Here is a 25,616-nt window from a genome sequence, read left to right as displayed (position 1 = left end):
CCGCAGGGACCAGGCACGGCGAGCGACACCCGAGATGTTCCAGATGGAATGACCCGTGCGCTGGCGCCCTGGAGCGACGCAGCCCTCCGACAGCCGTGTGGACGCCAGGCGCGACGCCAAGATCACCAGCAAGGTGATGCCGGGGCAGCGGCCAGGCTTGGACAGCTCGCATCATGGCGCGACCTGCTTTCCGATACGCGCGACAAGGCGACGATCACTCACTTGCAACGCACGCGTGCCTTCCAGATCGGCGCAGAACTCGTGACCCCGCTCGTCACGGAACACGTAGGCCGGCTCCTCTCCTACCCTCCCCAGATAGATCTCTCGCACGCTGCGGACAGACAAGCCTGATTCATCGCCCGCCACGGGACCCACGCACATCAGCTTGAGGAGCGCCTCGCCTTCACAGGTCTTGACGCGCTCCACCACGTCCGCGTCCCAGGAGAGACAAACCCATTGCACTTGCAACGGGGCGGCGGGCGAAGCAAACGCGGCGAGGAACCACGGGCGTGAGCCCACGCGCTGAACCTCGCGCCACAACCGCCCATCGGGTCTGGCCACGAGTTGCGACCCGGGAAGCTCCATGCAGTCACGAGAGAAGAACATGAACGGGAGTACCGCGCGAGGCGGTGCAAGTTGGGGCCAAGCGCGTGCTTCAAACCACACGCTCTTGGGCTTGGATGCCAGAGCCTGCGCCAGGCGCGAATGCGATGGGGAGGCACCTCCCACGGGCGTGACCGCGCGAAGGTGCTGACGAGCCGTGATTGTGGTCGGGGCTGGGCCCGGCGTCGAATGGGGGCTGTGCAAGGACTGCGACGGGACATGGCCTTGTATGCATTCCTTGGATGCACGGAGATTGGCGAGGAGGCTGAGCCATTGCGCATCGCGTCAATGGTTCGATGGATTGCACGAGCGCGCTTCGTTCGCCACGCGCCGGCCACGGTCCATCGTGGTGGCGTCACTCGGTCAGCGGCAATCACGCACGGGCCTGTGCGCCAACCCCGCGCCCAACCCCGCGCCCAACCCCGCGCCTACGCCGCGCCCTTGCCGTCGCCACGGTGCGACGCGAGCCCTGCCGCGCGTAAAAAAGTTGCTTGGCTCAAGGGCGCTCAAACTGTTCCATCTCGTCGCATGGCGTCGCAACGCGTTCCAAGAGGTCCACTCGCGATCCAGGACTTTGGGTTTCGCCACGGGCTCGTCGCCGCTAGCCTGCGTCCCGCGCCAGTTCAGCCACGGCGCGATAAGGAGCTCACCATGCTGGATCATTCTTTGGAGGGGTCGAACAGCAACCGCTCGTTCTGGGCGCTGTGCGATGCCTTCTCGACGCACTGCGAGCAGCGGCGACAAGCGTATGCGGGGCACACGCGATATCTCCTGCGCACCCACATCAGATCGGCCTCGATTGCTCACTTGCCCGCCCACTTGGTCACTGCAGAGCAGATCGCCACCCTGCTCAAAGACACCGCCGACCGCGACGGTGAGAAAGTAGCCGGGCAACTGCGCTCACGCCTGCATCGGGCCTTCCAGTTCGGACTGGACCGCAGGACCGCCAAGATCGCGGTCGACTCCAGTGCGGAGGCGCAGGGGTACACGGCCTTCGCCAATCTGCGAGCCAATCCTGTGCTCGCGATCGCGCAGATGCGAGCAGCCCAACCGCATCAGCAATTACGCATCCTGTCGGAGCTTGAGCTAGCCAATCTGCTTCAGCAGCTGGAGGACGGTCTTGCCGGCCACCCAGCGCATGCCTTGGGCTGCCGCATCCTGCAGTTCAATATCGGGTTGGGCATGCAGCGAGGGGCGCCCCTGCTGAACATGGAGCGTCGGCACATTCTGCGAACGGACACCGGAGAGGTTTCCCTTCGACTCGCCTCCAAATGCAGGCACGTCTCACACCTGGTTCCCGTGTGCGGACGAGCATTGCAGCAACTGCAGTGGTTCGAGCGTCGGAGTTGCGAGATGGACTCGCGGTGGCTCTTCCCCTCGCGCGTCCCCGCCACGCCGCTACCACAGGAGATCATGTACCGCGCGATCCTCCTGATCAGCCAAGACTTGGTCGGCAAGCATCGCATCAAGGATGCTTTCAATGTCAGCGACCTGCGTCGCACTGCCCAGGACATGCTGCAGGCCAACGGCACGACCGCAGCGCGAGTCGCTGCGCTGCAAGACATCCGATTGGAGCCCGGTGCCAAGTTCAGCGTCCCCTTGCCGCTGCTGCGCCTGGAACTGCAAGGCTGGCAAGACTGGCTGATGCAGCTGCAAACGAGGCGCTGACTCGGTCGCTTGCGCCGCGGGGGTGCTCGGCCAAGCCTCTCCACAGCAAGCGCCGCCGACTTGCGCGGCGCCCACGCGACGAGTGGTACCTCTGGTTTTCACACCGTGGCGAGGAAGCTCCGCCTTGCGCCCATCAAACACGAACCTCCGCCCGGAGCATGCTGATGCCGACGATCGACGAGCAACGCGCTAAGACTCGCCTGAAGCCGCTGAACGGAATCAGCAAACCGCACATCGCGGCGGCTAGGCGCAGAGCGCGCGAGACGGGTCGCGACGTCTACTTGGTGGACAAAACGGGCCCGCGCGGCAGCGGCTCGCTGATGATGCGGATCTCCAGCGGCTCCGAACTCTTCTACCTGCGCTACATGCACGCTGGGACGCGATGCTGGGAGCCCGTCGGACCCTACAACGAGACGGCGTTGCCGGGCTTCTTCACCCTCGCCCAGGCCCGCGATCTGGCGTTGCGCAAGGCAGCGAGTCGTCGAGCCGGCAACTGCGAAGCAAGCGGGAGCCTTGGGAGCCGCGAAGAGGGGGCGTCTCCCGATGGCCAGAACACCGTGCCAGCCGAGGGGCGGACCGTCAGCTCGGGCATGGAACGCACGAGCGCCGCGCTGGCAGCCAGCGCAGCCGCGGGCACAGGCCATCGCACCTTGGCGCAGCTATGCGCTGCCTACGTCGAATATCTGCAGCGCCGCGGTGCTCCCTCATTCAAGAGTGTCAAAAGCCTATTCAAGAACGTGGGCCAGTCTGCCCTGGCGGACACGCCCGCGCACCTGATCACGCCCGGTGACATCGTGGACGTATTGCTTCGCCCCCTGGTGGAGCGCGATGTCGGCTACACCGCGGAGAAGCTCCGGCGCAACCTCAAGACGGCTTACAGCACGGTGCTTAAGGCCCGGTACAACGCAGTGACTCCGGCATCGATGGCGTTCCCGCTTGTCGTCCGCAATCCCGTGGTGGAGGTCTGTGAAATGGGCGACTTCGCGAACGCACGCCACCGCTACCTCAGCGAGCGGGAACTGCGAGAGGTCGTCGCCATCCTGCGACAGCGCATGCTCGGCTCCGAGTCCGTTGACACGTTGAGCGCGCGCGTCGCGCTCGTGAGCCTGTACCTTGGCGGGCAGAGAGGGGAGCAGCTCTTGGCGGCCAAGCGCCTCGATCTCGACCTGGACAACGCGGCAGTCGCCACCTTGTTGCTGCTCGATCCCAAGGGTCGGCGCAAGAAGCCTCGTTTGCATTACTTGCCCGTCGAGGGGCCCGCGCTGGAAATGATCAAGTGGTTCGCCTCGCGCAGCGACGACTTGGAATCTCCATGGCTGTTTTCCAGCGTCAACGCCAAGTTGCCGCTGAAACAAACCTATCTGTCACGCCTGGGTACCTCCATCAGCAATCAGGCGGTCGAAGAGCCGTGGTGCCGTGCGCCCTTCCAGTACGCCGATCTTCGCCGCACGGTCGAGACGCTGCTGGCCAGCGTCAACGTGGACGACAAGGCACGTGCGCACGTCTTGTCGCACGGCCTGGGCGGCATTCAAGACACGACCTACAACATGTGGCCGTACATGGATCAGAAGCGCGAAGTGCTGTCGACCTGGCACCTCATGCTCGCGCGCATCTGCGGCGAGGCGCCCGCGTTCGGCCCCTGGTCCCACCGCTGAACGCCGGGCCGCCTGCCCGCCTCGGACCGGCCCTGCGCTGCATGGCGCGCAACAGTAGCCACGCAATTAAGCCCGCTCTGCGACTGATCGCGTTCAGGCCATTCGCCGCCAGCACGCCCCCACACGTGCCCGCGCCGGCGCTCCGGCGCGCCTCGTTGGCCACCTCGACTCACCGAGCCGCTCCGCAACGCGACACGCGCAACGCACAGCGCCGGCCCACCGCTCGTGTCGCCGCCATCGACGTGGCCGCCCACGTCCTTCCGAGAAGTACCGGGCCAGGCTCAGTCCTTCCGATCGCGCTTCAAGGCGGCCGAGCGATGAGCCCCGAGACAGCGACGCGCTGTTGCCCGCTTCGCACATCGGCACACGGTACGACCCGATGAGCCGCATGCCGACCGCGCGCTCAGCGCCATCCAACACGTGGCAGCCCCGCTCAGGCCGTGTCAATGCGTGGCAACTCCGAAGTCAAGTTGCTTGCCCCAACGCCTGCGACTCGCAGGGTCAGGCGCTGGGAGATCGACCACGCCCGGTGCATTGTTCGGCCGGATCCGCGGTCACGGTCATGCGCTTTCTGGATACCGCGACTGCGCCCATACGCTTGCGGCGTAGGTCGCCCATGCACAAGTCACTTCATAGCCGCCAATACCGCGATGTACTCGTTCAACTGCGGTTACTCCGCCAGCGTCTTGGTCTGCGGCAATCGGATCTGGCACGCCGGCTCGGACGCGCCCAGTCACTGGTCAGCCGCGTGGAGTCAGGCGAGCGGCGGCTGGACATCGTGGAGCTCTGGGTCTGGTTGTGTGCGCTCCAAACCGACTTGGTCAGTTTCGCTGCCGATCTGGAACGTCGCCTCGCGAAGGATGGCCTGTCGCTGCACCACATGCCGGCCGACGAGCCTGCGGGGGCTGTGTCCAAGCCCGCCAGAACGCAACGTCGATCGCGAATCAGTTGAGCCCGCAGGCCCGGCGCCGGTGAGTCACTTCGCAGCGCGCCGCACCGGATGCAACCGGCGAGGGATCTGCTCCAGCTTGGTCCACCGCGCATCCAGTTGGCGGGCGAAGGACTCAAAGCTGTCCCCCACGGCGATGGCCCACCGGCGCAGCTCCATCACGTCCAGTTTGCGCACGCCCCGCTCGATCTTGCTGATGTCGGTCTGCCGAAGCGCCAGCGCCTCGGCCATCTCGACCTGGGAGAGGCCGGCAGATTCCCGCGTCTCGCGCAGCAACTGCGTGAGGACAAGTTTGGGATCAGTCGGGCGGACGGTCGGCATGCACAAGGCGGTTTGAGTCGCCGAGGATGCATGCGAAGTCGATTTATGCGAATTTCGACTATATCCAGAGGGGCAGAGTCTGATTGCCGCCTCTCGCCTCCACCAACACTCGTTGCGCCTCCCGCCGCCCCCGCGTCTCGGCAACAAGGCCCCCTCATCCCCGCGGGCGGGACAAACCACGCGGCTGCGTTGATCGGCTACCGACCTTCTATCGACGCTCCGTTGGGCAGCGAATGTCGACCCGGATGCCGGCGTGCGCGCTCATAGCCTCCCCAGGAGTTTCCTCATGGACGAATCCGACCTGACAGCCCTCAGAGGCTTTGACGCATTGCCGGACTGCGCGACCGTCCGCGCGCCCGTCGTCGGGGCGCTTTATGGCATCTCACTGTCCACGGTCTGGCGTTGGCGACGTCAGAAGCTACTTCCATCGCCGACACGGCTCGGCGGCCTGACGCTGTGGCGCGTGGGGGACCTGCGCGCGCATTTGCACCGACCTGCCCGCGAGCCCGGCAACGCACTTCCCGCCAGCGGCGGTTTGGACCCGGCATCCCGGCAGCGGGGCGACGACGATCCCTAGCCCTCACCAACAGCAATCGCGGTCACGACCAGTTCCTTCGATCAGGGTTGGCCGACGCGGTGGTCACGAGGCACCAGGACGAGCCCCTCGCGCACTGACCGCTTCCCACCCGATGTATCGCTGCATTCGCAAGGGCGGGCCGCCAAAGCCAGGCGGCCGTGCCGCTGCGGTGAGGGACTTTTCAGTTCCTGGCAGCCGCGGGGCCAACCGCCGCCCTGCTGCGGGACGGCGCGCGGACCAGGGAACATGCCACTCGGCGCCAACTCGTCCGCTGTGCCTGCCCACAGGTCGTGATGTGCGAACCGATCGCGGCTCACGAGGCGATCTCCTGAGAAGCCATGAACCGCGCGACCGGATCATGGTGAATCAGGGTCACACGCGCTTGCAGCGCGATGATCATCAGTTCCTCCCGCTTGGGACTGGGCATCGCCCGCGCCCGTGCTTCCAGCGCATCCAGAAACCGTTGGTTGGCTTCCCATTGCGCAAATCCTGCGGCGTGGCGCAGCAACTGCTGCACCAAGTCCTCGCCGGACTCGCACGCCGTACCTGCCGGGCAAGCGTCGGCTGGGCCGGGCTTGGCGGTGGGGACCTCGCCCTTGAAGAGGGCGTGAGTCAGCGCCGTCGCCTCGTGCTGAGCCGCATTGGATGGCGAACCGAGCGGATCGCTGACCAACTCCTGCATGGACATGCCCCGAGCGCTCGGCGGCGGCATGCCCGCTCGCTGCGCGTTCTGGACACCTGTCGTTTCGATGTCGATGTCGATGTCGGTGTCGGGAGTCGTGCGGCCGGACGCCGCCATTGCGGCGGGCGCCGTGAGCACCACCTCGGGCCCGGCGCACAGCAGTTGCTGGATCAGCAGCGTCAGATCCTGTGCGAACCGATCGTCGATGCCCAACGAGGTCACTCGCAAGTCCTGAGGATCGGGCAAGGCCGTGCGCAGGACCGCCCTGCCCGCGCGGGCCTTGCCCCAATATCCGCCCGGCGGCGTGGGGACGTTGTGATCCTTGGCGATGCGCCAGATGAGACTGGTGGAGCGATCCACCCACTTGGCCAGTTCGGTTTGAGGCATCGCCCAGGACAAGGCGTAAAGCTGCAGCCGGTTCAGTTTCACTTTGCTCAATGCTCCAAGGACTCTTTCGGGCGCTTCAAGCGAACGCCGCAGCGGCCTTGCCCCGCGCGGCGGTTCGTTATCGGGCGGGCTGCGGCGAGTTGTGCCCAGGCATTTGGGCAAGAGCGCTGGCCACGCAGAGCACGGCGGCGCTCAGCAGCCTGTCGAGGCATCCTCCGATGCCTCCTCCGTCTGCTCTGCCTCGGCCTCCCCGGCCTTCTCGGCGACATGGGGGTAGTACCTGCGCACCCAGGCCAGGACATCCTCGCGGCGCCAACGCGGCTGGCAGCCGGGCGGGCCCTGCGGACGAGGAAAGCCATGTCGATCCATGTAGCGCTCCAAGGTGCTGCGGGACTTCTGAAGCAGCGCGAGGATTTCCGCGCGCGTCATCAGTTGCAGCGGGGCGGCACACCCCACGCCGTGCCGCGCGGGAGCCACGCGCGCAAACCGGCTGTGCGCGTGCGCGGCGCAGTCACACGAAGGCGTCCGGACGATTGAAGGGGAACGAGCGGGCGTGAGCATGGGGTGGCAGGTGAACGGCCCTGCGCCGAATCGACCCGCATAGCGCCGGGATGACAGAGCTTGACCTTGGATGACACAACGACTGGCGCGATGCTCCGAGCTTTGCCGACGCTTGAATAGTGCGTGGAAAGCGTCCCTGAAGTGAAAAAGGGTGCCCCTATTCGGCAAGGCAGGTCATGCACCTTCAGCGCCAGGTCTCGGATTCCGGCGTACCGCAGGAGCTGTCGCTGGGCCCTCGCCCGCAACATGGACCTGACGCTCGGCAACCTTGGGGTGACGTGTCGCCCGCGAAGGGGCTCAGGCGGCGTGCTTGCCAAGGGACTGCGCCCAGTTCTGTAATCGCCAGCGACCGAGGGCTCCCCCTACGCGGCGTTGCAGTTTTTGGCTTGGCAGGAACGGCTGGCGAAAGTGATCTACAGGGCCGCCCGACTCTAGCGAGCAGTTCCGCTCCTAAGCAGGCGCCGACGCAGTCTGCCGCCTGGCCGATCGATGCGCGTTCGAGAACGCTGCCATCTTCGCCATCATCGAGATGACCTCTCCCAGCTTCGCGCATGAGCCATTGGTCCAGACCTGCTGACGCCGTCTCTACACGCCGAATTTCTTTGCCGCGCCTCCTGGCTCTTCCGGTGAGCGACCCGCCCACTATGGTGGCTCTGGCAGCTCAATTTCGATACGGGTGCTCTCATACCAAGAAAAGAGATGTCGATGCATTCACACAGTTTTCTGTATCTGTGGTACAAATAAATCTATTCAATCAATAGTTTATTGTGTCTCAGTTACAGGAAACATTAGGTCAGATCATGCGGCGGCTTCAGGTCTCTCAGGACCGCCGCCTGACCTATCGCGACCTAGCGGACATCGCCGGCACCAGCGAACGGACCATGTCCGAGTGGATGCGCGGCGCGACCTCGCCCATGGGAATGAATGGGCTGCTCAATTTGATGTCCGCCCTGCAGGGTGATGACGCCATGAAGGTGCTGGAGCTTTGGCGATCGGCAGCATCGAAAGCTTCCACTAGTGCGTACAAGGCTCAGGAGAAACAGAAATGACCAAGACCGAAACCGAGCTGACCGAGGTGCGCTTCTACCGTGCCAGTGAGAAGCCGTACGGCGCCTTCAGCAATCTCTACCGGCGCGAGATCGAATTCGAAGACGAAAAATTCGCGACCTCGGAGCACGCCTATCAGGCCGGCAAGGCCCGCAAGCCTGCAGTTCGGAAATGGCTGTTAGAAGCGCCATCACCCGCGCTACTGGCTATGGCCGCCCATGGGCTCTATGTATGGGACATCAACTCCGACTGGTCGAAAATCAAGTTCGATCGCATGAAGCGCGTGCTGCAGGCCAAGTTCACACAACATGAAGACCTGAAGCAGCTGCTTCTAAGCACCGGCACCGCGCGCTTGGTGGAATCCGCCACAGTGGACAACGCCGTGAACCGCCTCTGGGGCGAGGTCAATGGCGTTGGCAAGAACAAGCTGGGCGAGCTGCTGATGGAAGTGCGCGCTGAACTTCTGGCGGCCGAGGCGCCAGTGAAGACCAAGCGCAAGGCCGAACCCAAGGCTCCGGCGAAGAGCCGTGCAGCTCGACCGAGCGCGACCGTTAGCGCAGGACCTCGATCAAAGCGTCGAGCAGCAGCCGAAGTCATCCCCGCGTAAGGGGGCCGTCGACGACGTCTGACCGACGTCGTGCGCGAAGCTGCGGAAGGTCTGATCGGAAAACTGTCCAGACCCCGTGCGCGATTGCGCGACAGCACGAGCGGCGCGAACAATCTGTTCGGGCGACCAAGTGGCCAGAAGCCCGCGAGCCCCTTCCGTCATGCAGTTCAGAGTCGAGAGTACCTGACCAAACGCCAGCGCATGCTCGACCGCGTCGTGATCGATGGCTAGAGTGTCAGCGGTGGAGCCGAACAGTTCGTGCAACATGCCTGCTGTGCACCAATCGCCAGCACCAGCCGTGTCGTGGATGAAGGGCAGTTGGAAGGCCGGCAGGTAGGTCCATGACCGATCCACCGTCCCCGAGCGGAACCGCAGGCCATGTGAGCCGCAGGTTTGGATCTCAATGCCGTCGGGGCGCAAGTGATAGGCGCCGAGATCTCCAAGCCGTTCATCCGCGTACTTGACAACGTGGGCGGCGCGCGCGGCTCTCGCGAAGAGGCCTCGGTCGTCGCCGACGGCGGAAGGCTCGAAAACGACCACTGCGCCATGCGATGCGTACTGTTCTGCGACCGCCACACCGAGCCGGGTCGGCCGGTCCAGGTAGAAGACCCTCGCTGGCGGTAAATGCGCTCGCACATCCGCGAAGTCAGGATCGTCGTCCCAGTGCGGACGGCGTCGGCCGCCACAATTCGGGCAAGCAAAGGTAAAGCGGTGCGTCGCGTCATCCTCGGCAGCTTGCCGGTCGAGCTGGTGCTGGAAGATCACCGGCGTGCAATGGTCCAGGGAACGCCGCAGCAGTCGCATGTCGGCGCCCACGTGCTCGAAGTCACGTCGGATGGTGCGGCCTGCGAGATCATCGCCCAGCACGCCCACCGGCGCTGCACCCCATCCTAGGGCGCCCAGGATCGACAGCACATTGCCAGCCGACCCGCCAAGTCTGGGCGGGGCCTTCGAGCCATCCAGACGAACGATCACATCGAGCGCAAAGAGACCGGTACCGGCGATAGAGGGAGTTACGGTCCTCACGTGCGGGATCTCGGCTGGGGATCTATGGGCGAAGCCAGATGTGCCAAAGGTGGTCGGGAGGATTCTGCGAGAGGTCGGGCACAGAAGACAACGGGGAGTAGTACCCGATGCTTTCCTCGTACATGATGGGCAAATCCTGCTCCATCGCTGCCAGCAACATTCCCACGCTGCCGATCCTGGAGCCCGAAGGCGACAGCACGGTGACCGAGGGCACATTGCAAGAAGCGGCGAGCGCGTCGGTGCGGCTGCGATGGATCCGCATGATCGTGGCGCAGACGTCCATCGGATTCGATTCGTGGGCGTAGATGACGTCCAGCAGGTTGACGTTCCAATCGTCCAGGAAAGGCCCTTGAAACTCCTTCAGGAGCCTGTCGCCACGGCGTGGATCCCAGGACGGGAAGGGAAGAATGGGGCATGTCTCGTCGGGAGCAAGCTTGCTCTGGATACGGCTTAGCGACGTGACTGCATTCTCCGACAGTTGCGGGATCCAGAGCTTGATGGCCTTGTCCATCCTGGATGTATCCATGACCCCTTGGAAGCCATGGACGAACTGCGGCGAATCGCTTGAGGTTGACTGCGCCTTGATCGACGAACGGTTGCGTCCGGCCGTCATCACGTGCGCGCTGGGCTGGCCCGGCCTCTTCGATTGTTCGAAGACGTACTTCACCACCGGGAAACAAACCCCGCGGGACATCGAGCTGGCATCGACAAAAACATCGGTGTACGTCTGCTGCAGGGCTTTCCTACAAGCCTGGGCGGCCCGTCTGCCAGCCACGTTCGCCGTATCGTCGGAAGCCACGATCTCGATCGCTTCGAAAGTCACGTTCCGGGTGGCCAGCGACGCCATCAGCGCGTCCTGGTTGCGGGCGGCCGCGGCGCGCAGTATCTCCGACACCTCGGGCCGGTTCTCCACCAGGAACAGGAAGTCCACCTGCGCAAATCCGGCAAGAGCCTGAGGGAAGTGCAAACAGATGTCGTTGAAGCCCAGCGTCGCGATGCAGAGCACCTTGCGATCCGCCGTGAGGTAGTCGTTGAAAAACTGGGCGCAGTCCTCGCCCTGACTGACGATGTGTTTCATCGGCTACGCCCCCTCCCCTGGGACCATCGCCTGCAGCTTGCGCAGCGTGCTCTCGATGAAGCCGCCGCGGTTTAGCGTGAGCCCATTCGCCAGGTTCGGCAACGCGCCCAGTTCCAGCAAACACCAGACCTTGTTCTTGCACCGATAGCCCGGCACGAACACCAAAGCGTTGTAGGCAAACGCAAAGTGCAGCACTCGCGCCAGACGTCCGTCTCGCCGCAGGACAGCATCCATCTCTTCCTGTGGGATGCCGATGGCGTTCGCGCCTGCGCCGAGCGGCGCATTCCCCTGCAAGGTCTTGACCAAGCACTGAGCAGCGATCTCCTTCACCAGCGCGCGAACCATGGCGTTGTACGGGAAATCCCAATCGTTCATCGCCTGCTTGGCTTGGCCCACCAAGGCGATGTGCTGCGCTTTGGGCGCTAGATACGGCTCACGGTTGCGGATCACACGTGCCAACAGTTCGTCGACCAAGGTGCCCGCCAAGCGGACGAATTGCTCGATGTTCGAGTTGCTGGCCGCGATGAGCTTGTCCATGCCGAAGTAGTACGGCCTATCGAATTCGTGCATCAGCTGCACGCGCGCGCCTTCTAGCACCGTGGAGTTGACCTTCCTGTCGTCCGACGCCGGCTCGTCCAGCAGTTCATCGTCGCCAAGAAGGTCGATCTGTGGGTTCTTGTTCTTTTCGCGGTAGATAAGGATGCGCAACGCCGCTTGCGACTCGTCGGCAGGAACGTCCTCGCGCACACGTGCATGCAGTGACTCCACGAGCGCCTTTGAGAAATGCGCCTCCTGCGCGAGCTTCTCGACCCTTTCCTCCAACTGCCGGTAGACCCCCGGCGCAAGCTCAGCCGTTGCTGTCTGATTTAGCAGCGGCTTGAGGTCAGAAATCCCACGACGGCGGAACTCGGGGATGCTGGCGATGTAGCGCGTTGCGATGTCCGTCGCCACGTGCTTGAAGCGCTTCGCCGTGCCCAACTGCATCAACTTCATGATGTAGTCGCGATCGCGGATCGACCCCGGTTGCATGTCCTCTTCGGCGACAACATCCTTGGCCAGGGCTTCCCGGTAGTCGTCGGCCGACACAACGTCCGGACGACACATGAGCCAGCGCGAAACGCCCATGGCCTTGGTCTTCAACCAATCTCGCAACTGCGTGAACTGCGTTGGATGCAGTTCGTGCGCGTCGTCGACGATGATCATTGGGCGCAGGACAACGTCGGAATCGATGGGCGCATCCGGCGACCCGGGCCATCGGCGAACCCGAAATCCCCTGAGCACTTCGAACACGTCGTAGCTTGTGTTCAGGAAGTTCTCCGCCATTTCCTTCTCGTCCGGCGGCACCAGCGACGTCACGATCCTGAAGATGGCCAGTTCGATGCCACGCGCATACTCGCGGAAACTCTCCGCTCGGTCGGCGCCTGTCGTCGTGAACACCGATTCCGAATTGGCCCCCATCACGATCTCGACGTGTTCGAGCGAAACCCCCATCACGTCCAGCTGGTTGAACCAGCCTAGGACTGCCTTTGATTGCAGGAAGGCCCGCAGCAAGGCCAGGCGTGTCTGGTCCGAATAGGGCAACTCCCAGATGTCGCGGAAGTTCGTCGACATCGCCAAGCGATGTCCCAGGATCGCCGGTAGCCCATCCCTGATCAGCTCGTGGCCGGTGAGTACATCCACCAGGTCACGGTTAATCGGGCTGGCCGTCTCCAGGCACAAGTTGTAGAGCGACTCGAACTCGACGACCTGGGCGATCGTTGTCTTGCCGCAGCCCGGTGTTCCTACCACTAGCGTTAGCTTCTCCAGCAGCTGCTTCTTCTCAGGCTCGAAGAACTCTTCGATGGGCACGGAACTGACGAGCGAGAGCAGCGTGCGTCGGTCGGTGATCAGTTCCGTCCGACGCTTCTTGAAGGGGTTATCCATGGCTTGAGTGCCTCTTGCGACGCGCGAACAGCGGCTTCATGCGCGGCGTCGCTTCAGGTTTTGATTCGGCCCACAGGAGCGCAATCGAGTTGTTGGGCGTGTTGTGCTCCAGCACGAGCGGCAAACCGCACTGCTTGTAGCCGTACCAGATGTCGTTTTTGGTGTGCTCGTCCTCGATGCCGACGTCGTAATGCGCCTTGATCAGTGTCGTGAGCGCGGCGTCGTCGGTGTGGTCGTTAACCACGATCTCTTGCGGCAGCACGTACGAGAACGAGGTGCTGTACTGGAACAGAGGGTGCTCGGGTGCGAACGCCGTCAGGTCCTGTTCGATCTGGCGGCGTGCCTGGTCCGAAGCCAGGTGGTGGTGGACGTGCAGGACGCAGTTCTTGGACAGGAACGATCCCACGTGGGCAACGCTGGACGTGTAGAACTTGGTGATCTTGCCGCCCCAACCTTTGATGGGATCCTTTCGCAAGAGCGACGATCCCGAGCCCGAAAAGTCATCGACCAGACAGATCGCCTCGAAGGTCGCGTTGGCGCCCGCGGCCACTTGGTCCATGCCAGTCGCCTCCAGACTCTCTCTGAGCTTGTCGCGAAGGTCTTGCCATTTGAGTTCGGTGATCTCGCTGAAGGCGAGCACCTGTTCGTTGGACACCTTGCCTTCGTTGTAGCGCCGGAAGACGTCAATGCGCGCGCCATCGCTCAGCCCGACGTAGAGCGTGCGCCGCAGCAACTGCGCCACGCGATCAATGGCAGCCTGATCGATGTAGGTCCGGTAAAGCGGAATCCGCATCTCATTGGCCACTCGGTGATGCGCGTTGCGCTCGATCGTGGGCATCATCAAGCTCACGAGGTGGTGCATCTCGCGCTGATTCACGTAGACCAGCCGGTCCTTGACGAACTGGTAGATGGTCTTCTTGTCAGCCTTCGTCCGGACTTGACTGAGCCAGTTCAGCAGGTTGACGTGGAACCGCGTACCCGGCTGGAAGCCCTGGTAGCCGTCGTACTTGTGATCGATCATCAGCTGCAGCTCGCGGAACTCTTTCGCAAAATCCGCGTCCGTCCATTCAAGCTGCTCGCCGATGAATTTGAAGGCAGTCTCGTGCTTCATGGGGTGTTCAGGATCGGAGAGAAGATCAGAGGCTATGCGCCGAACAGAGCGGCCGGCAGCAGACGGAATGCGCCGTCGTGGCGGGTGAGGCCCCGCAGGTAGGCGCTGGTTACATCGACTTGATTGCTGCCTGACGCCCCGAAGTTCCAGCACGTGGCCAAGTCGACCGACACGCGCTCGCAGCTCAGGCTCAGGCCTTCACTCAGCAGTTCGTAGTCGTTGCCCCCCTCGTGGCCGGCGTCACCCATGCGTAGGATCTCGGTGCTCGAATCGAGCGCCCACCGCGCAGCGACATGGGCAACGACCTTTCGCTTCGAGGTGTCCGCATCCAGGATGTCGATAGAGTGCCCAGAGCTGAAGGCACGCCAGCCGCGCAAGCCATTGCGCGCGAGCCAGTGCTGCACAGCCGCGAGCAAGCGAGTGCATTCATGGGCACTGTCCAGGCGGATGCTGAGCTGGCCGCCGCGAGCCAAGTCTGACAAGGGCCTGCAGTGCAGGTGGTACACCGACTTCTGGAGCCAGTCCCACAGGTCCTGGAACGCCGCGTTGGCCGGCGGCTGCTCGAAATCCTCGTCCAGTCGGGCAATCAAAGAGCCGCTGTAATAGCCCACAGTGATCGCGCCGTACAGTTCCGGATCGAAGCTCTTGCGCAAGTCTTTGAACAGCGAGTCCCCGCGACCCGTCGCGATGGCCAGCACCATGCCCTGGCGGAGCAAAGAAGACACTTGCTCCACGTGTTCGGCAGCCATCGGATCGAAACGATTCTCGGCCCGGCACAAGGTGCCGTCGAAATCGCAGACGATCGCCTTGAACTCAGCTTGGGTGAGGGCGTCGGCATAGTTAGCCGCAGCCGCCTCGATATTGGGATTCGCCGCCCGCTCGCGCCGGCCTTGCGATGCTTCCTTGCGGCGTGCCGCAAGATCCAGCCGGCTCCGCACCTTAGGTGAAGACTGAAGGAGCGACGCCGAGTCGATGGCATGAATCGCCCGGCCGAATGCAGGCACCTCCGGTTGACCCGGATCGACGCCGGCGGCCTGTGCAAACGCGTCCGTCACGAACATGGCGTCGATCAGCCCCGCGATTGCCACGTCCTGCTCGCGCTGGCCATCAAGCTCGATCGTCCACTGCTGCACGGTGGGCGGCAACAGCTGAGCCGTGGCCGCGGCGAGCGGGGCTTCCTCGGCTGAGGTCGCCAGGATGACCGCCATCGGCGGCTGGGTCGCAAGTTGCAGATGGCGACCGTGCGCGAACTGGCGTAGGTCCGCTAGCTGCACATGTGCAAGTGCGGCCTCGGCAAACTTCGACTCCAGATCTACCGCGAAGGGCTTGGCTTGAGCCGAGAACAGGACCAGCACACCACACTGGCGTGCGCGTTCGAGGCCCGCCCAAGAGCGGAAGTAGTCGCGGCGTGCGGCAAGCCGCTCCGGTTGGAACAGCGGTCCGAGCTTCGAGACGAATTCGCTTTGACCGAAGAAGGCGCGATAGGCCAGCACGCAGGTGGCCAGCAGCGAATTCGTCGCCAGGTAGCCATCCTTGCCCCAGTCCATCTGGAAGGCGAAGGCGCGCAGTGAGGCATGCGCGGTGGCGAACTCGACCAGCGGGTTTGACGTGGTGAGCGTCAACGCAGCGGTGCCGAGGTCCGCGACTTGCGCCGCCTGTGCCGCGGCGAGCACATCCCGGTTTTTCCCCTCCGCAGACAGCAGCAGCGCGCGCGGCGACAGCCGCCGCAGCATGGCATCGAACTCCAGTGGCGTGACCGCCGACGTGGGCGAATGGTGAGCGATTTCGCGGAAGAGGGCGACGACCAGCGCCGCCGAGTACGAGCCGCCGGAGCCAACAACCGCAACGTGCTCGCCGCTCCATCGGCTGAAGAACCGACGCAATTGATCGACCTGTTGCAGGCCGGCCCACTGAAAAGTACGGGCGAAGCCATCCAGCTCGTCCGAGTATGGTTTGCCCAAAAGTGCTCCCCTGCTGCCTAGCGGTTTCGCTACCGCATTCTCAACGCGAAGGCTATGCCTTGAGCGAAGGGCGCCAGCTCTGGCGCAGCGGAGGCGTCAGCTGCCTGCCGTGTTCTGTTTGTTTTTTCGACGTTAACACCGCCAGCGCGCGCTGCACAGACTTCGCACGATGAACCGTCCAGCCCGCGCCACCTTGGGCGCTTGTCCGTCGCGACGAGCTGCCATTGGCGCTGCTCCTCGCGAGTTAAGCCGGGGAACGAGGATGGCGTGTGCGAACGTCCGCCGCGAGCGTCACGCACTTTCGAATGAGCGCATCCAGCACGTACCGAAGTTTGCGAACGTCATAGCTCCCATCGAGGATCGATGCGTCGGAAGCCCCGAAGAACGCCTTGCAGTAGGTCTCCTTGAACTCCAGCGCCCCTTGATAGGACTCCACGTCCTTCTTGTAGTTGGACCATCTAACCATCGGCGCACGGTCGATGCCACGGAGCCGCAAATCGAGATAGCACTCGATCGCCGCGGCTCGTCCGTTGATGTCCACGCTCGAAACGCCCTCCGGTCCAATCGCTGGGAAACTGCGGAACTCTTCTAGATCGGGCAAGACGAGAACGCCCATGTTGTCAGGCAGCTCTAGGCCTTGCAGAAATCGGAGACCGGAGATGCCTTCCGCGTCGTTGTCAAACAGAAAGACGATGCGATTCTGTACATCGATCCGGACAAGGCCTTCAGCAAACTTGGCCAGGTTTCCGGTGCCCGAGAAAGGATGAGCCTTGGGATCGATGAACTTGAAGAAGTCCTCGACATCTGGCTGAAGGAGAGAGATCGCTCGCTTCAAGATGTTTGTGTCCGAGGTCCCTTCAGTGGCGATCAAGAACTTGTCGGTGCGGCGAGCCCCGGCCACGAAGTCCTCATTTCTAGCCCAGCCAGCGTCGACGAATGCGCCGTAGTCCCACACGACATCCAGATCGAGATTGGCGGGGTTCTCGGCCAGAACACGTAGCGCGGAATACGGCGCCAGGAATGCCAGCAGATTGCCAAAATGGCTTCGCTCGGAGTAGCTCGCGCCGATGTCCCAGAACTCGGGCCTAGGCAGCCTCTGCACCTCCGGGTCGCCCGCAAAGCGGCCCCATTTCCCGTCGCGCCCGTCATTTTCTTCATACGTGGGGACTTCATCGCTAAGCTCTCCCACGGCATGCTTTCGCACAAACTCGATGAATGCCTCGAAAGGCATCAAGGCACGCTTTTCTCTCCCCCGGAAACCATCTTGAACTTCGAGGTTCTCCTGGTACTGCGCGGCAGCGCTCTCGTACTCTCCCTTCGCGGCCTCCATGGTGTAGCCGAGCAACTCGATTCGGCCGATCAACGATCCGAGAGAGCGACACAGACAGAGCTCCCGCTGAGCGAGCTCATCTAGACGATCCTTAAAGTACTCGTAGTTGATGTGGGAGCTGGCGCGACGCTTGTGGTCCGCATCTTGAAAGAGGTGTCCATGATCGACACCGACGAAATGCGTGTTGTAGGTGAGATCAATACCGCCGACGGATAGCGTGATCGGAGTACTCAAATTCGTCCCTGGAATGCGGTTCGGTTCTAGAGAGCCCAGCTCTCGCGGACTCACGTTGGCCGAGGAGAAATTCTTCGGCTCGGGGATCTCAACCATGGTGGCGGTCATCGCCGAGAGCGCGCTGAACGTCCGCATCAACAACACCGCCCACTCCTTCTTGCGAATGGCGTTTCCAGTGGCATAGCAGCCACTTTAGTGAAGGGTCAAGAAGAATGGCCTGAAGCTTACGCTCCGGGCCGCCCCCGTCACTTCGACTTGGTCACGACCACGAAAGCAGTCGCAGTGTCACGACGACCAGCACCTCGGCTGGGTCAGACCTTGAACTCATGACGGCTGCGCCCCTGGGACTCGTAGTCGGCCAGCCACTTCGCGGCGCGGCCGCGCCCGGACCAGGTATTCGCCTGATTCGCAGGGTCGCGGTACAACACGGGGGCTTCGACGTCGCCCCGACGGCCGCGTTTGCCTGCCGAGCCCAAGTAGGGCGCAAGAGCCTCAACCCCCTCAGCCACTGTGAAGCCGGCCGCCTCCAGCTTCTTCGCAAAACCGTCCACGAGGACCTTGAGTTCTTCCCCGCGCTTCTCGTCGATCTGCTGCTCCAGCTCCTTGCGAAGAGCGACGAGCTCGGAGTACGACATGCGGGATACGTCAACTTGGGACATTGGCTTCCAGGGAGGTTGAGGGCCGCAGCATCCTAGCTCGCGGCGACCCGCGCGCACATCTGATGAGGGGTATCGGATCGGGGAGCCGTGCAGGACCAGCGACCCTGCGCCGCTTGATCAAGTAGGTCCGGAACGAGCGGCGACAGGGTTCGGAAAACACGGTGAGCGCTCTTCAGCAACTTCGCGCTCGGCGCTGCCTTCGAAGTCCCCAAGGACGTCCTCGGGCAAAGGCGCATCGAAGGTCTCCGGAACGACCAGTTCGTCCTTGAGAAAACCCAGCTGGCGTCCAGCGATGGAAGTGACAAGTGCAGGATCGCAGGCGCCCGAGCGCTGCATGAGCAATATTTCAGTGCGCCGGTTGAGCATGGCGCGGCGCTTTCGCTGCGAGGTCATCATGTTCAGCGCACAGAGGATTTCTCCCGCGTGCATGTCTTCAACCATCTCGGTTCCTCGGATGTGCGAGGGTAGCCCGGCTGGAAGCGCGCAACCGTTCACACGATCCACCGGTGTGGGCGCCGCGCTTCATTTCTGCTGCTGACTGGCTGCGCCGCCCCCTTGTTCACGCAGCATCGCGCGCAGTCAAGTGGCGCAGAAGGCAGTGCCCGCCTTGGACCAGCGTCGTTCATCCCAATTATTCATGTCGATTCGCCTCTGATGTCGGAATTAACAGCGGGTGGATAAGGCTCACACGGTGCCGGAATGGACTGGAACAGGGCCGGCATGGCATCGACAGGAGGTCGATGCTGTCGCTCACGCCTGGCTCGGGCAGCACCACAGCGTCTCGGGCACTCCCTCCACCACCGCGCCGAACGCGCGGCCGTTCTTGCCGGGCGCGCCGGCCGGGTACCAATCGGGTCGCACGATGCGCAGCACCTGCACACGCTGGCGCTTGGTCAGCTGCGTGTGGTACTCGCGAAGATAGTTCCCCACCAACGGCACCGTCGCGGGATCGCCCGGGACGTAGCAGCCCAGTTGCTCGGCGGTGACGAACATCTCGCGCAGCGCGTCGATGACGCGCAGCAGCGCCGTGTCGTAGCCCGCGACCGAGCCGTCCGTGCTGGCGCTGAAGTCGGGCGCTGTGTCGCGGTCGCCGCGGTCGCCGCGGTCACCGCGGTCGTCGCGGTCGTCGCGTTGCTCACTCCCCCGCGCCGCCTTGCCGCCAGGCTCGACCGCCGCGGAATGCCCCGGTCCGTCGCCGCCCTGCGTGTGCTCCCCTGGGCGAAAGTCGAGCATCGGGAAGCGCTCGGCGTCGCACCGCTCGAACAGCCGCGGGATCGCCTCGCGCGGAACGAGGCTCTCCAGCGGCGCGACGTCGAAGTCCAGGTCGCTGTTAACGATGTTGAGCGCCCACAGACCGCCAAACGCCAGATGGCCCATCTGCTCGGCGAGCTCACCCATCGGGTCGCCCGGCACGTGCGCGTAGGCGTCCCTGAGCGCGTAAAAGCTGTCCATGGGGGCGTCCGGCGAGAACAGCGCCGCGGGATTGAGCCCGTAGCGCAGCGCGAGCACCTCGCGCAGGAGCAGCACGCGTTGATGGGCCCACAGGTGGTCGTTGTAGCCCGACAGGCGCACGCGCAGCCACAGATCCATGGCGGCGCGCGGCGGCGACATGCGCGCGACGCGTTCGCGCCAGTCTGCGGCGGGGGTGCCAGGACTTGCCCCGGAGCGGGCCGCGGACGGTGGCGCCCCCGCGCGGGCGAGGTGGTGCCCCAGCTGCGTGGCGTGCCACCGGGCCCCGGGGTGCTGGCTGGGGTGCTGGCTGGAACGCGAGGGCTGCGGCTTGGGCGGCGCGGGCGGATTGGGCGGCGCCGAGCCCTGCGCCAGCGCGTCCGATGTGTCCTGTGCGTCCAACGCATGCTGCGCGCGCGGTTCCCGAAGTGGCCATGGCCCCGCCGCGTGGGCCTGTGCCGAGAATTCGGGCCACGCGGACAGGCCCACACCTGTCACGGCACTCACGCGCTCGGAGGCGCCGGTACCTGGGGCAGCGCCTGTGGGGCTGGTGGGCTTGGGGCTTGAATATCGCTGGGCTTCACGCGCGGCTTGACGCGGGGCCTGGTGGGCCTCACCCTTATCCTGACTGGCCATCCTGCACTCCTTGAGCGGGGTGGACATGGCGCTTTCAGGACGAAGTGGTCACGGGGTGGTCACGGGCGTCGAAGGGGGTTGCGGACCCGACCGGAACGCCTGGCGACAAGTTAGTGACCGCCCTCCATCAACGCCACGCCAATACTGGTAGGCCGTACAGGACTTGAACCTGTGACCCAAGGATTATGAGTCCTCTGCTCTAACCAACTGAGCTAACGGCCCCCGGGGGTAATCGCATATACGAACCCTGGCGGGTTCGTTGGTTCCGGCGTTGCACCGGAGGGGCGGATTGTAAGCACGCTTGCGGCGCTCGCCGGCCTACCTACTTCTGCGACAACGCGTTGCTCACCATCCTCGACGTGATGTCGACGATCTCGATCATGCGGTCGTAGGCCATGCGCGTCGGGCCGATGACGCCGAGCGTGCCGACCACCTCCCCGTCCACCTCGTACGGCGCGGACACGATGGACAGCTCCTCCACCGGCACCACATGGCTCTCCCCGCCGATGTAGATCCGCACGCCTTCCGCCCGCTCCGACACATCCAGCAGCCGCATCAGCTGCGTCTTCTGCTCGAACATGTCGAACATCCGCCGCAGGCTCCCCATGTCGTGGCTGAAGTCCTGCACCGTCAGCAGGTTCCTCTCCCCGGAGATGATCATCGGCTCGTGCTCCGTCACCCCCTGCTGCCCGACGTCCACCGCCGCGCTCATCAGCTTGGCGATCTCCCCCCGCAGCTGATCCACCTCCGACCTCAAGCGGTCCCGCACCACGTCCAGGCTCAGCCCCGAGTAGTGCGCGTTCAGCCGGTTGCTGGCCTCCGTCAGGTCCGACTGGGTCAGGTCTTGCGCCGTGAACACCAGCCGGTTCTGCACATCCCCGTCCGGCGACACCATGATCACCAACACCCGCCGATCCCCCAGCTTGAGGAACTCGATGTGGTGGAACACCGCCGTCTTCCGCGGCGACGTCACCACCCCCACGAAACTCGACAGGCTGCTCAGCAGGTGCGCCGCGCTCGCGATCACCTTCTGCGGCTGGTCAGGCAACAACTGGCTCTCGAACGAGCCCGCGCCCTCACGGTGCATCCCCGGCTTGGCCGTCAGCAAGGTGTCCACGAACAGCCGGTACCCCCGCGCCGTCGGAATCCGCCCCGCGCTGGTGTGCGGACTGGCGATCAGCCCCAGCTCCTCCAGGTCCGCCATCACGTTGCGGATCGTCGCCGGGCTCAGCTCCAGCCCCGACGCCTTCGACAGCGTGCGCGAGCCCACCGGCTGGCCGTCGGCGATGTACCGCTCCACCAGAGCCTTCAGCAGTGTCTTCGCGCGATCGTCCAGCATGGTTTTCATTCTAAAGAACCCGGTGCGTACACCCCCCGCACACCCCCGGTCCCAGCACATCGCTGTGGTGTAATTCCCGCCATGTCCAAGCGCTTCCGCCACGTGGCCATCGTCGGAAAACCTCAGTCCCGGGGCATCCGCCCCATCCTGGAAGAGATTGCCGATTTTGTGGCCTCCCAGGGATTGGATGTTTCCCTCGAACAGGAAACCGCCGACAGCACCGGCATCACCGCCCTGCCCGGCCTCTCCCACGCCGAACTGGGCGCCCAGTGCGACCTCGCCATCGTCGTCGGCGGCGACGGCACCATGCTCGGCTTCGCCCGCCAGGTCGCCCGCTACAACCTCCCCCTCGTCGGCATCAACCAGGGCCGCCTGGGCTTCATCACCGACATCTCCGCCGACCAGTTCAAGGACGCCCTGCTCCCCATCCTGGCCGGCGACTTCGAGATCGAACACCGCTCCCTGCTCGAAGGCGCCGTGATCCGCGACGGCGAACAGATCTTCTCCGGCGTGGCCCTGAACGACGTCGTCGTCTCCCGCGGCGCCACCGCCGCCATGGTCGAGCTGCGCGTGGACGTCGGCGACGAGTTCGTCGCCAACATGCGCGCCGACGGCGTCATCGTCGGCACCCCCACCGGCTCCACCGCCTACGCGCTCTCCGCCGGCGGCCCCATCCTGCACCCTGGCATCGCCGGCTGGGTCCTGCTGCCCATCGCGTCCCACGCGCTCTCCAACCGCCCCATCGTGCTGCCCGACAACGGCGAGGTCCGCCTCACCATCGTCGCCGGCCGCGACGCGTCGGTGAACTTCGACATGCAATCCCTCGCCTCCCTCCTCCACGGCGACTGCATCACCGTGCGCCGCTCCCAGCACCGCGCCCCCTTCCTCCACCCCCGCGGCTGGTCCTACTACGCCACCCTGCGCCGCAAGCTCCGCTGGAATGAAGGCAACACCTGATGCTGCGCCGCCTCGAACTCAAGGACTTCGTCATCGTCCCGGCGCTCGAACTCGACTTCGCCGCCGGGTTCTCCGCCCTCACCGGTGAAACCGGCGCCGGCAAGTCCATCCTCATCGACGCCCTCCAGCTCGCCCTCGGCTCCCGCGGCGACGCCGCCGTCGTCCGCGAAGGCGCCGCCCGCGCCGAGATCTCCGCCGAATTCGACCGCCCCGCCATCCTCGCCGACTGGCTCGAGGAAGCCGGCTTCGAATCGACGGAAGAAACTCTCCTGCTCCGCCGCGTCATCGACGCCCAAGGCAAGAGCCGCGCGTGGATCAACGGCGGCACCGCCACCGTCGCCCAGCTGCGCGAACTGGCCGAACACCTGCTCGACATCCACGGCCAGCACGCCTGGCAAGGCCTGACCCGCCCGGTCAGCGTGCGCGCGCTGCTCGACGACTTCGCCCAGATCGACGGCAAGCCGATGGCCGCCGCCTTCACCGAGTGGCGCCAGGCCACCGAGGCGCTGGCCGCCGCGCAGTCCAAGCAGGCCGACCTCGCCCGCGAGCATGAGCGCCTGAGCTGGCAGATCGGCGAGCTCGGCCGCCTCGCGCCCGGCGCGGACGAGTGGGACGAACTGAACGCGGAGCACCAGCGCCTGTCGCACGCGCAGTCGCTGATGGACGCCGCCCGCGGCGCGCTCGAACGCATCGCCGAGGCCGAGATCAACGCCGAGTCGCTCACCGATGAAGCGCTCTCCGCGCTGCAGGACGTGCTCGGCTACGACCCCGGCCTGCAGGACACCGTCACCGCGCTGCTCGGCGCGCAGGCGCAGCTGCAGGACGCGGCGCACAGCCTCGGTTCCTACCTCAACGCCGCCGACCTGGACCCCGACCGGCTGCAGCAGCTCGACGAACGCGTGTCCGCCTGGGTCACGCTCGCGCGCCGCTACCGCCGGCAGCCGGCCGAGATGGCCGCGCTGCTCGTCGAATGGAAGGACGAGCTCGCGCAGCTTGATGCCGCCACCGACCTCGACGCGCTGCAGGCCAAGCAGGCCGCCGCGCTGAAGCGTTATCAGAAGGAAGCCAAGACGGTCAGCACCGCGCGCGCCAAGGCGGCGCCGACGCTGTCCGACGCCGTCTCGCAGGCGATGCAGCAGCTCGGCATGTCCGGCGGCCGCTTCGAGGTCGCGCTGCTGCCGCAGGACGAGCCGCAGAGCTTCGGACTGGAATCCGCCGAGTTCCTCGTCGCCGGCCACGCCGGCAGCACGCCGCGTCCGCTGGCGAAGGTCGCCTCCGGCGGCGAGCTCTCGCGCATCGCGCTGGCCATCGCCGTCACGACCAGCCAGCAGAACAGCGGCGCCGGTACGCTGATCTTCGACGAGATCGACGCCGGTGTCGGCGGCGCCGTCGCGGAAACCGTCGGCCGGCTGATGAAGCAGTTGGGACAGCGCGCGCAGGTCCTCGCCGTCACGCACCTGCCGCAGGTCGCCGCCTGCGCGGATCACCACTTCCTCGTCGCCAAGGCGCTCAAGGACGGCAAGACCAACTCCGACGTCCGCCCCATCGCCGGCGAAGCCCGCACCGCCGAGATCGCCCGCATGCTCGGCGGTGAGCGGCTGTCATCGACCTCGCTCGCGCATGCGCAAGAGATGCTGGAGCTGTCCGCCAAGGGCAGTCCGGCAGACAAGGCAGGCAAGTCCCCGAACTCTGCCTCCAACGCGTCCCCCAACAGAAAGGTGAAGCCGTGAGCGCGCCCAACACCGCTCCGGTGCCCCCCACCCTCGCCACGCCCACCGCCACCTCACCGCGCGGCGAAGTCGTCCTCGTCACCGGCATGTCCGGCGGCGGCAAGTCGATCGCGATGCACGCGCTCGAGGATGCCGGCTTCTTCTGCGTCGACAACCTACCGCCCGAGCTGCTGCCGCAGTTCCTCGACCTCGAACGCCAGCGCGGCTGGCGCCGTGTCGCGATCGCAGTCGACGTGCGCAGCGCCGGCTCGCTGCCGCAACTGCTGCTGCACATCAAGGAAATGCGCCAGGAAGGCGTCTCGCTGCGCGCGATCTTCCTCGACGCGGACGACGACACGCTGCTGCGCCGGTTCTCCGAGACGCGCCGCCCGCACCCGCTGCGCGCCCGTTACGACGCCCGCGACGACGGCGACACGCACCGCGCGCTGCAGGAGGCGATCGCGCTGGAGCGCGAGCTGCTGACGCCGCTGCGCATGGAGTCCACCGTCATCGACAGCAGCCAGCTCCGCCCCGCGCAGCTGCGCGGCTGGCTGCGCGACCTGGTGCATGTCAGCGGTTCCTCGCTGACGCTGGTCTTCGAGTCCTTCGCGTTCAAGCACGGCGTGCCCAGCGACGCGGATTTCGTCTTCGACGTCCGCGTGCTGCCCAACCCGTATTACGACCGCGAACTGCGCCCGCTCACCGGCCGCGACGAACCGGTCGCGGCGTATCTGGAAAGCCAGCCCGAGGTCCGGCTGATGCTCAGCCAGATCGGCGCCTTCATCGCGCAGTGGCTGCCGAACTTCGCGCAGGACCAGCGCAGCTACCTGACCGTCGCCATCGGCTGCACCGGCGGGCAGCACCGCTCGGTGTACCTCGTCGAGACGCTGGCCAAGCAGTTCGCCTTCCACGGCCAGGTGCTGAAGCGGCATCGGGAACTCGACGCGCGCTGAGCGGCATGGGCCTTGGCATGCGGTCCGGGCATGAGGCCAGGGCATGAGGCCAGGGCGCTACCCGGCGCTGGTTTTCACGGGGAGCCCGAAGGTACCGCCTGACCACAGAGCGTTTTTCGCCCGACACGGTCAGCATGCCCCTTTGCGCTCTCCCGTTCTCCCTCCTGCCGCTCGACTGCCTGAGCGCCCCACCC

22 protein-coding genes and 1 tRNA gene are annotated in these 25,616 nt (G+C 65.0%); 9 read left to right on the top strand and 14 right to left on the bottom strand.

The features are described 5' to 3' along the window. Positions 1-171: 171 nt before the first annotated feature. Positions 172-606: a hypothetical protein gene (locus AC07OZ_RS28345; RefSeq protein WP_495470354.1), complete on the bottom strand. Its 435-nt coding sequence runs from the start codon at positions 604-606 to the stop codon at positions 172-174. A gap of 648 nt (positions 607-1,254) precedes the next feature. Here AC07OZ_RS28345 and AC07OZ_RS28340 point away from each other — a divergent pair. The 3 genes from AC07OZ_RS28340 to AC07OZ_RS28330 all read left to right on the top strand — a co-directional run bounded on the left by AC07OZ_RS28340 (position 1,255) and on the right by AC07OZ_RS28330 (position 4,878). Then, positions 1,255-2,271 (top strand): hypothetical protein, encoded by a 1,017-nt coding sequence (locus AC07OZ_RS28340; protein WP_495470353.1) that lies wholly within the window; start codon positions 1,255-1,257, stop codon positions 2,269-2,271. 164 nt (positions 2,272-2,435) lie between these two features. Then, on the top strand, positions 2,436-3,926 hold the full coding sequence (locus AC07OZ_RS28335; RefSeq protein WP_495470352.1) for a hypothetical protein: 1,491 nt from the start codon (positions 2,436-2,438) through the stop codon (positions 3,924-3,926). Between the two features lie 616 nt (positions 3,927-4,542). Beyond that, on the top strand, positions 4,543-4,878 hold the full coding sequence (locus AC07OZ_RS28330; RefSeq protein ID WP_495470351.1) for a helix-turn-helix domain-containing protein: 336 nt from the start codon (positions 4,543-4,545) through the stop codon (positions 4,876-4,878). A gap of 24 nt (positions 4,879-4,902) precedes the next feature. Here AC07OZ_RS28330 and AC07OZ_RS28325 read toward each other — a convergent pair whose 3' ends face one another. Beyond that, on the bottom strand, positions 4,903-5,196 hold the full coding sequence (locus tag AC07OZ_RS28325) for a helix-turn-helix domain-containing protein (protein ID WP_495470350.1): 294 nt from the start codon (positions 5,194-5,196) through the stop codon (positions 4,903-4,905). Positions 5,197-5,482: 286 nt separating this feature from the next. Here AC07OZ_RS28325 and AC07OZ_RS28320 point away from each other — a divergent pair, with 286 nt between their 5' ends. Beyond that, a complete protein-coding gene (locus AC07OZ_RS28320; protein ID WP_495470349.1) occupies positions 5,483-5,773 on the top strand; it encodes a helix-turn-helix transcriptional regulator in 291 nt (96 codons plus the stop codon). Positions 5,774-6,086: 313 nt separating this feature from the next. Here the strand turns inward: AC07OZ_RS28320 and AC07OZ_RS28315 are convergent, their stop codons facing one another. After that, positions 6,087-6,893 (bottom strand): hypothetical protein, encoded by an 807-nt coding sequence (locus tag AC07OZ_RS28315; protein WP_495470348.1) that lies wholly within the window; start codon positions 6,891-6,893, stop codon positions 6,087-6,089. 1,277 nt (positions 6,894-8,170) lie between these two features. On the opposite strand from AC07OZ_RS28315, the gene AC07OZ_RS28310 reads away from it, so the two are divergent. After that, a complete protein-coding gene (locus AC07OZ_RS28310; RefSeq protein WP_495470347.1) occupies positions 8,171-8,452 on the top strand; it encodes a hypothetical protein in 282 nt (93 codons plus the stop codon). Then, on the top strand, positions 8,449-9,057 hold the full coding sequence (gene ybiA / locus AC07OZ_RS28305) for a riboflavin biosynthesis intermediates N-glycosidase (protein ID WP_495470346.1): 609 nt from the start codon (positions 8,449-8,451) through the stop codon (positions 9,055-9,057). Before AC07OZ_RS28310 ends, ybiA begins: the two co-directional genes overlap by 4 nt. On the opposite strand, the gene AC07OZ_RS28300 is transcribed toward ybiA, so the two are convergent. From AC07OZ_RS28300 to hrcA, 11 genes are all read right to left on the bottom strand, one after another. After that, positions 9,019-9,972 carry a hypothetical protein gene (locus tag AC07OZ_RS28300; RefSeq protein WP_495470345.1) on the bottom strand — a complete coding sequence of 318 codons (954 nt, stop codon included), beginning with the start codon at positions 9,970-9,972 and terminating at the stop codon, positions 9,019-9,021. The two genes, ybiA and AC07OZ_RS28300, sit on opposite strands and share 39 nt — an antisense overlap. Before the next feature lie 133 nt (positions 9,973-10,105). Next, positions 10,106-11,161, bottom strand: coding sequence for a hypothetical protein (locus AC07OZ_RS28295; RefSeq protein WP_495470344.1), 1,056 nt, complete (start codon positions 11,159-11,161; stop codon positions 10,106-10,108). A 3-nt stretch (positions 11,162-11,164) separates the two neighbouring features. Then, on the bottom strand, positions 11,165-13,084 hold the full coding sequence (locus AC07OZ_RS28290; RefSeq protein ID WP_495470343.1) for a hypothetical protein: 1,920 nt from the start codon (positions 13,082-13,084) through the stop codon (positions 11,165-11,167). Then, positions 13,077-14,195, bottom strand: coding sequence for a phosphoribosyltransferase-like protein (locus AC07OZ_RS28285; protein WP_495470342.1), 1,119 nt, complete (start codon positions 14,193-14,195; stop codon positions 13,077-13,079). The genes AC07OZ_RS28290 and AC07OZ_RS28285 overlap by 8 nt, the downstream gene beginning before the upstream one ends. Positions 14,196-14,227: 32 nt before the next feature. Continuing rightward, a complete protein-coding gene (locus AC07OZ_RS28280; protein WP_495470341.1) occupies positions 14,228-16,156 on the bottom strand; it encodes an HAD hydrolase family protein in 1,929 nt (642 codons plus the stop codon). Between the two features lie 244 nt (positions 16,157-16,400). Then, entirely contained in the window at positions 16,401-17,855 is a 1,455-nt protein-coding gene (locus AC07OZ_RS28275) for a HEPN/Toprim-associated domain-containing protein (protein WP_495470340.1), read from the bottom strand. A 176-nt stretch (positions 17,856-18,031) separates the two neighbouring features. Next, the gene (locus tag AC07OZ_RS28270) at positions 18,032-18,355 is read right to left on the bottom strand and encodes an H-NS histone family protein (RefSeq protein ID WP_495470339.1); all 324 of its coding nucleotides are present in this window, start codon (positions 18,353-18,355) and stop codon (positions 18,032-18,034) included. A gap of 141 nt (positions 18,356-18,496) precedes the next feature. Further along, positions 18,497-18,820, bottom strand: a complete 324-nt coding sequence (locus tag AC07OZ_RS28265; RefSeq protein ID WP_495470338.1) for a hypothetical protein — start codon at positions 18,818-18,820, stop codon at positions 18,497-18,499. A gap of 309 nt (positions 18,821-19,129) precedes the next feature. Continuing rightward, positions 19,130-20,230, bottom strand: coding sequence for a hypothetical protein (locus tag AC07OZ_RS28260; protein ID WP_495470337.1), 1,101 nt, complete (start codon positions 20,228-20,230; stop codon positions 19,130-19,132). Between the two features lie 379 nt (positions 20,231-20,609). Continuing rightward, positions 20,610-20,686 (bottom strand) — tRNA-Ile (locus AC07OZ_RS28255). Positions 20,687-20,786: 100 nt separating this feature from the next. Further along, positions 20,787-21,803 (bottom strand): heat-inducible transcriptional repressor HrcA, encoded by a 1,017-nt coding sequence (gene hrcA / locus AC07OZ_RS28250; protein ID WP_495470336.1) that lies wholly within the window; start codon positions 21,801-21,803, stop codon positions 20,787-20,789. Between the two features lie 81 nt (positions 21,804-21,884). On the opposite strand from hrcA, the gene AC07OZ_RS28245 reads away from it, so the two are divergent. The 3 genes from AC07OZ_RS28245 to rapZ are packed head-to-tail and all read left to right on the top strand — an operon-like array spanning position 21,885 to position 25,422. Then, positions 21,885-22,760 (top strand): NAD kinase, encoded by an 876-nt coding sequence (locus AC07OZ_RS28245; protein WP_495470335.1) that lies wholly within the window; start codon positions 21,885-21,887, stop codon positions 22,758-22,760. After that, positions 22,760-24,490: a DNA repair protein RecN gene (gene recN / locus AC07OZ_RS28240; RefSeq protein WP_495470334.1), complete on the top strand. Its 1,731-nt coding sequence runs from the start codon at positions 22,760-22,762 to the stop codon at positions 24,488-24,490. The genes AC07OZ_RS28245 and recN overlap by 1 nt, the downstream gene beginning before the upstream one ends. A 20-nt stretch (positions 24,491-24,510) precedes the next feature. Beyond that, positions 24,511-25,422: an RNase adapter RapZ gene (rapZ, locus tag AC07OZ_RS28235; protein ID WP_495470371.1), complete on the top strand. Its 912-nt coding sequence runs from the start codon at positions 24,511-24,513 to the stop codon at positions 25,420-25,422. Positions 25,423-25,616: the final 194 nt, after the last annotated feature.

The organism is Roseateles sp. GW821-FHT09G03, from assembly GCF_059416045.1.
The sequence above is the reverse complement of the archived record's forward strand: the minus strand, read 5'-3'. Positions and strand labels throughout refer to the sequence as shown.

What these genes read in the sequence shown, in the direction of transcription:
- AC07OZ_RS28285 (WP_495470342.1), bottom strand. Translation starts at nt 14,195, where the DNA reads ATGAAGCACGAGACTGCCTTCAAATTCATCGGCGAGCAGCTTGAATGG.
- AC07OZ_RS28320 (WP_495470349.1), top strand. Translation starts at nt 5,483, where the DNA reads ATGGACGAATCCGACCTGACAGCCCTCAGAGGCTTTGACGCATTGCCG.
- AC07OZ_RS28290 (WP_495470343.1), bottom strand. Translation starts at nt 13,084, where the DNA reads ATGGATAACCCCTTCAAGAAGCGTCGGACGGAACTGATCACCGACCGA.
- AC07OZ_RS28275 (WP_495470340.1), bottom strand. Translation starts at nt 17,855, where the DNA reads ATGCGGACGTTCAGCGCGCTCTCGGCGATGACCGCCACCATGGTTGAG.
- AC07OZ_RS28335 (WP_495470352.1), top strand. Translation starts at nt 2,436, where the DNA reads ATGCCGACGATCGACGAGCAACGCGCTAAGACTCGCCTGAAGCCGCTG.
- AC07OZ_RS28330 (WP_495470351.1), top strand. Translation starts at nt 4,543, where the DNA reads ATGCACAAGTCACTTCATAGCCGCCAATACCGCGATGTACTCGTTCAA.
- AC07OZ_RS28295 (WP_495470344.1), bottom strand. Translation starts at nt 11,161, where the DNA reads ATGAAACACATCGTCAGTCAGGGCGAGGACTGCGCCCAGTTTTTCAAC.
- hrcA (WP_495470336.1), bottom strand. Translation starts at nt 21,803, where the DNA reads ATGCTGGACGATCGCGCGAAGACACTGCTGAAGGCTCTGGTGGAGCGG.
- AC07OZ_RS28265 (WP_495470338.1), bottom strand. Translation starts at nt 18,820, where the DNA reads ATGGTTGAAGACATGCACGCGGGAGAAATCCTCTGTGCGCTGAACATG.
- recN (WP_495470334.1), top strand. Translation starts at nt 22,760, where the DNA reads ATGCTGCGCCGCCTCGAACTCAAGGACTTCGTCATCGTCCCGGCGCTC.
- AC07OZ_RS28245 (WP_495470335.1), top strand. Translation starts at nt 21,885, where the DNA reads ATGTCCAAGCGCTTCCGCCACGTGGCCATCGTCGGAAAACCTCAGTCC.
- AC07OZ_RS28325 (WP_495470350.1), bottom strand. Translation starts at nt 5,196, where the DNA reads ATGCCGACCGTCCGCCCGACTGATCCCAAACTTGTCCTCACGCAGTTG.
- AC07OZ_RS28270 (WP_495470339.1), bottom strand. Translation starts at nt 18,355, where the DNA reads ATGTCGTACTCCGAGCTCGTCGCTCTTCGCAAGGAGCTGGAGCAGCAG.
- AC07OZ_RS28345 (WP_495470354.1), bottom strand. Translation starts at nt 606, where the DNA reads ATGTTCTTCTCTCGTGACTGCATGGAGCTTCCCGGGTCGCAACTCGTG.
- AC07OZ_RS28340 (WP_495470353.1), top strand. Translation starts at nt 1,255, where the DNA reads ATGCTGGATCATTCTTTGGAGGGGTCGAACAGCAACCGCTCGTTCTGG.
- ybiA (WP_495470346.1), top strand. Translation starts at nt 8,449, where the DNA reads ATGACCAAGACCGAAACCGAGCTGACCGAGGTGCGCTTCTACCGTGCC.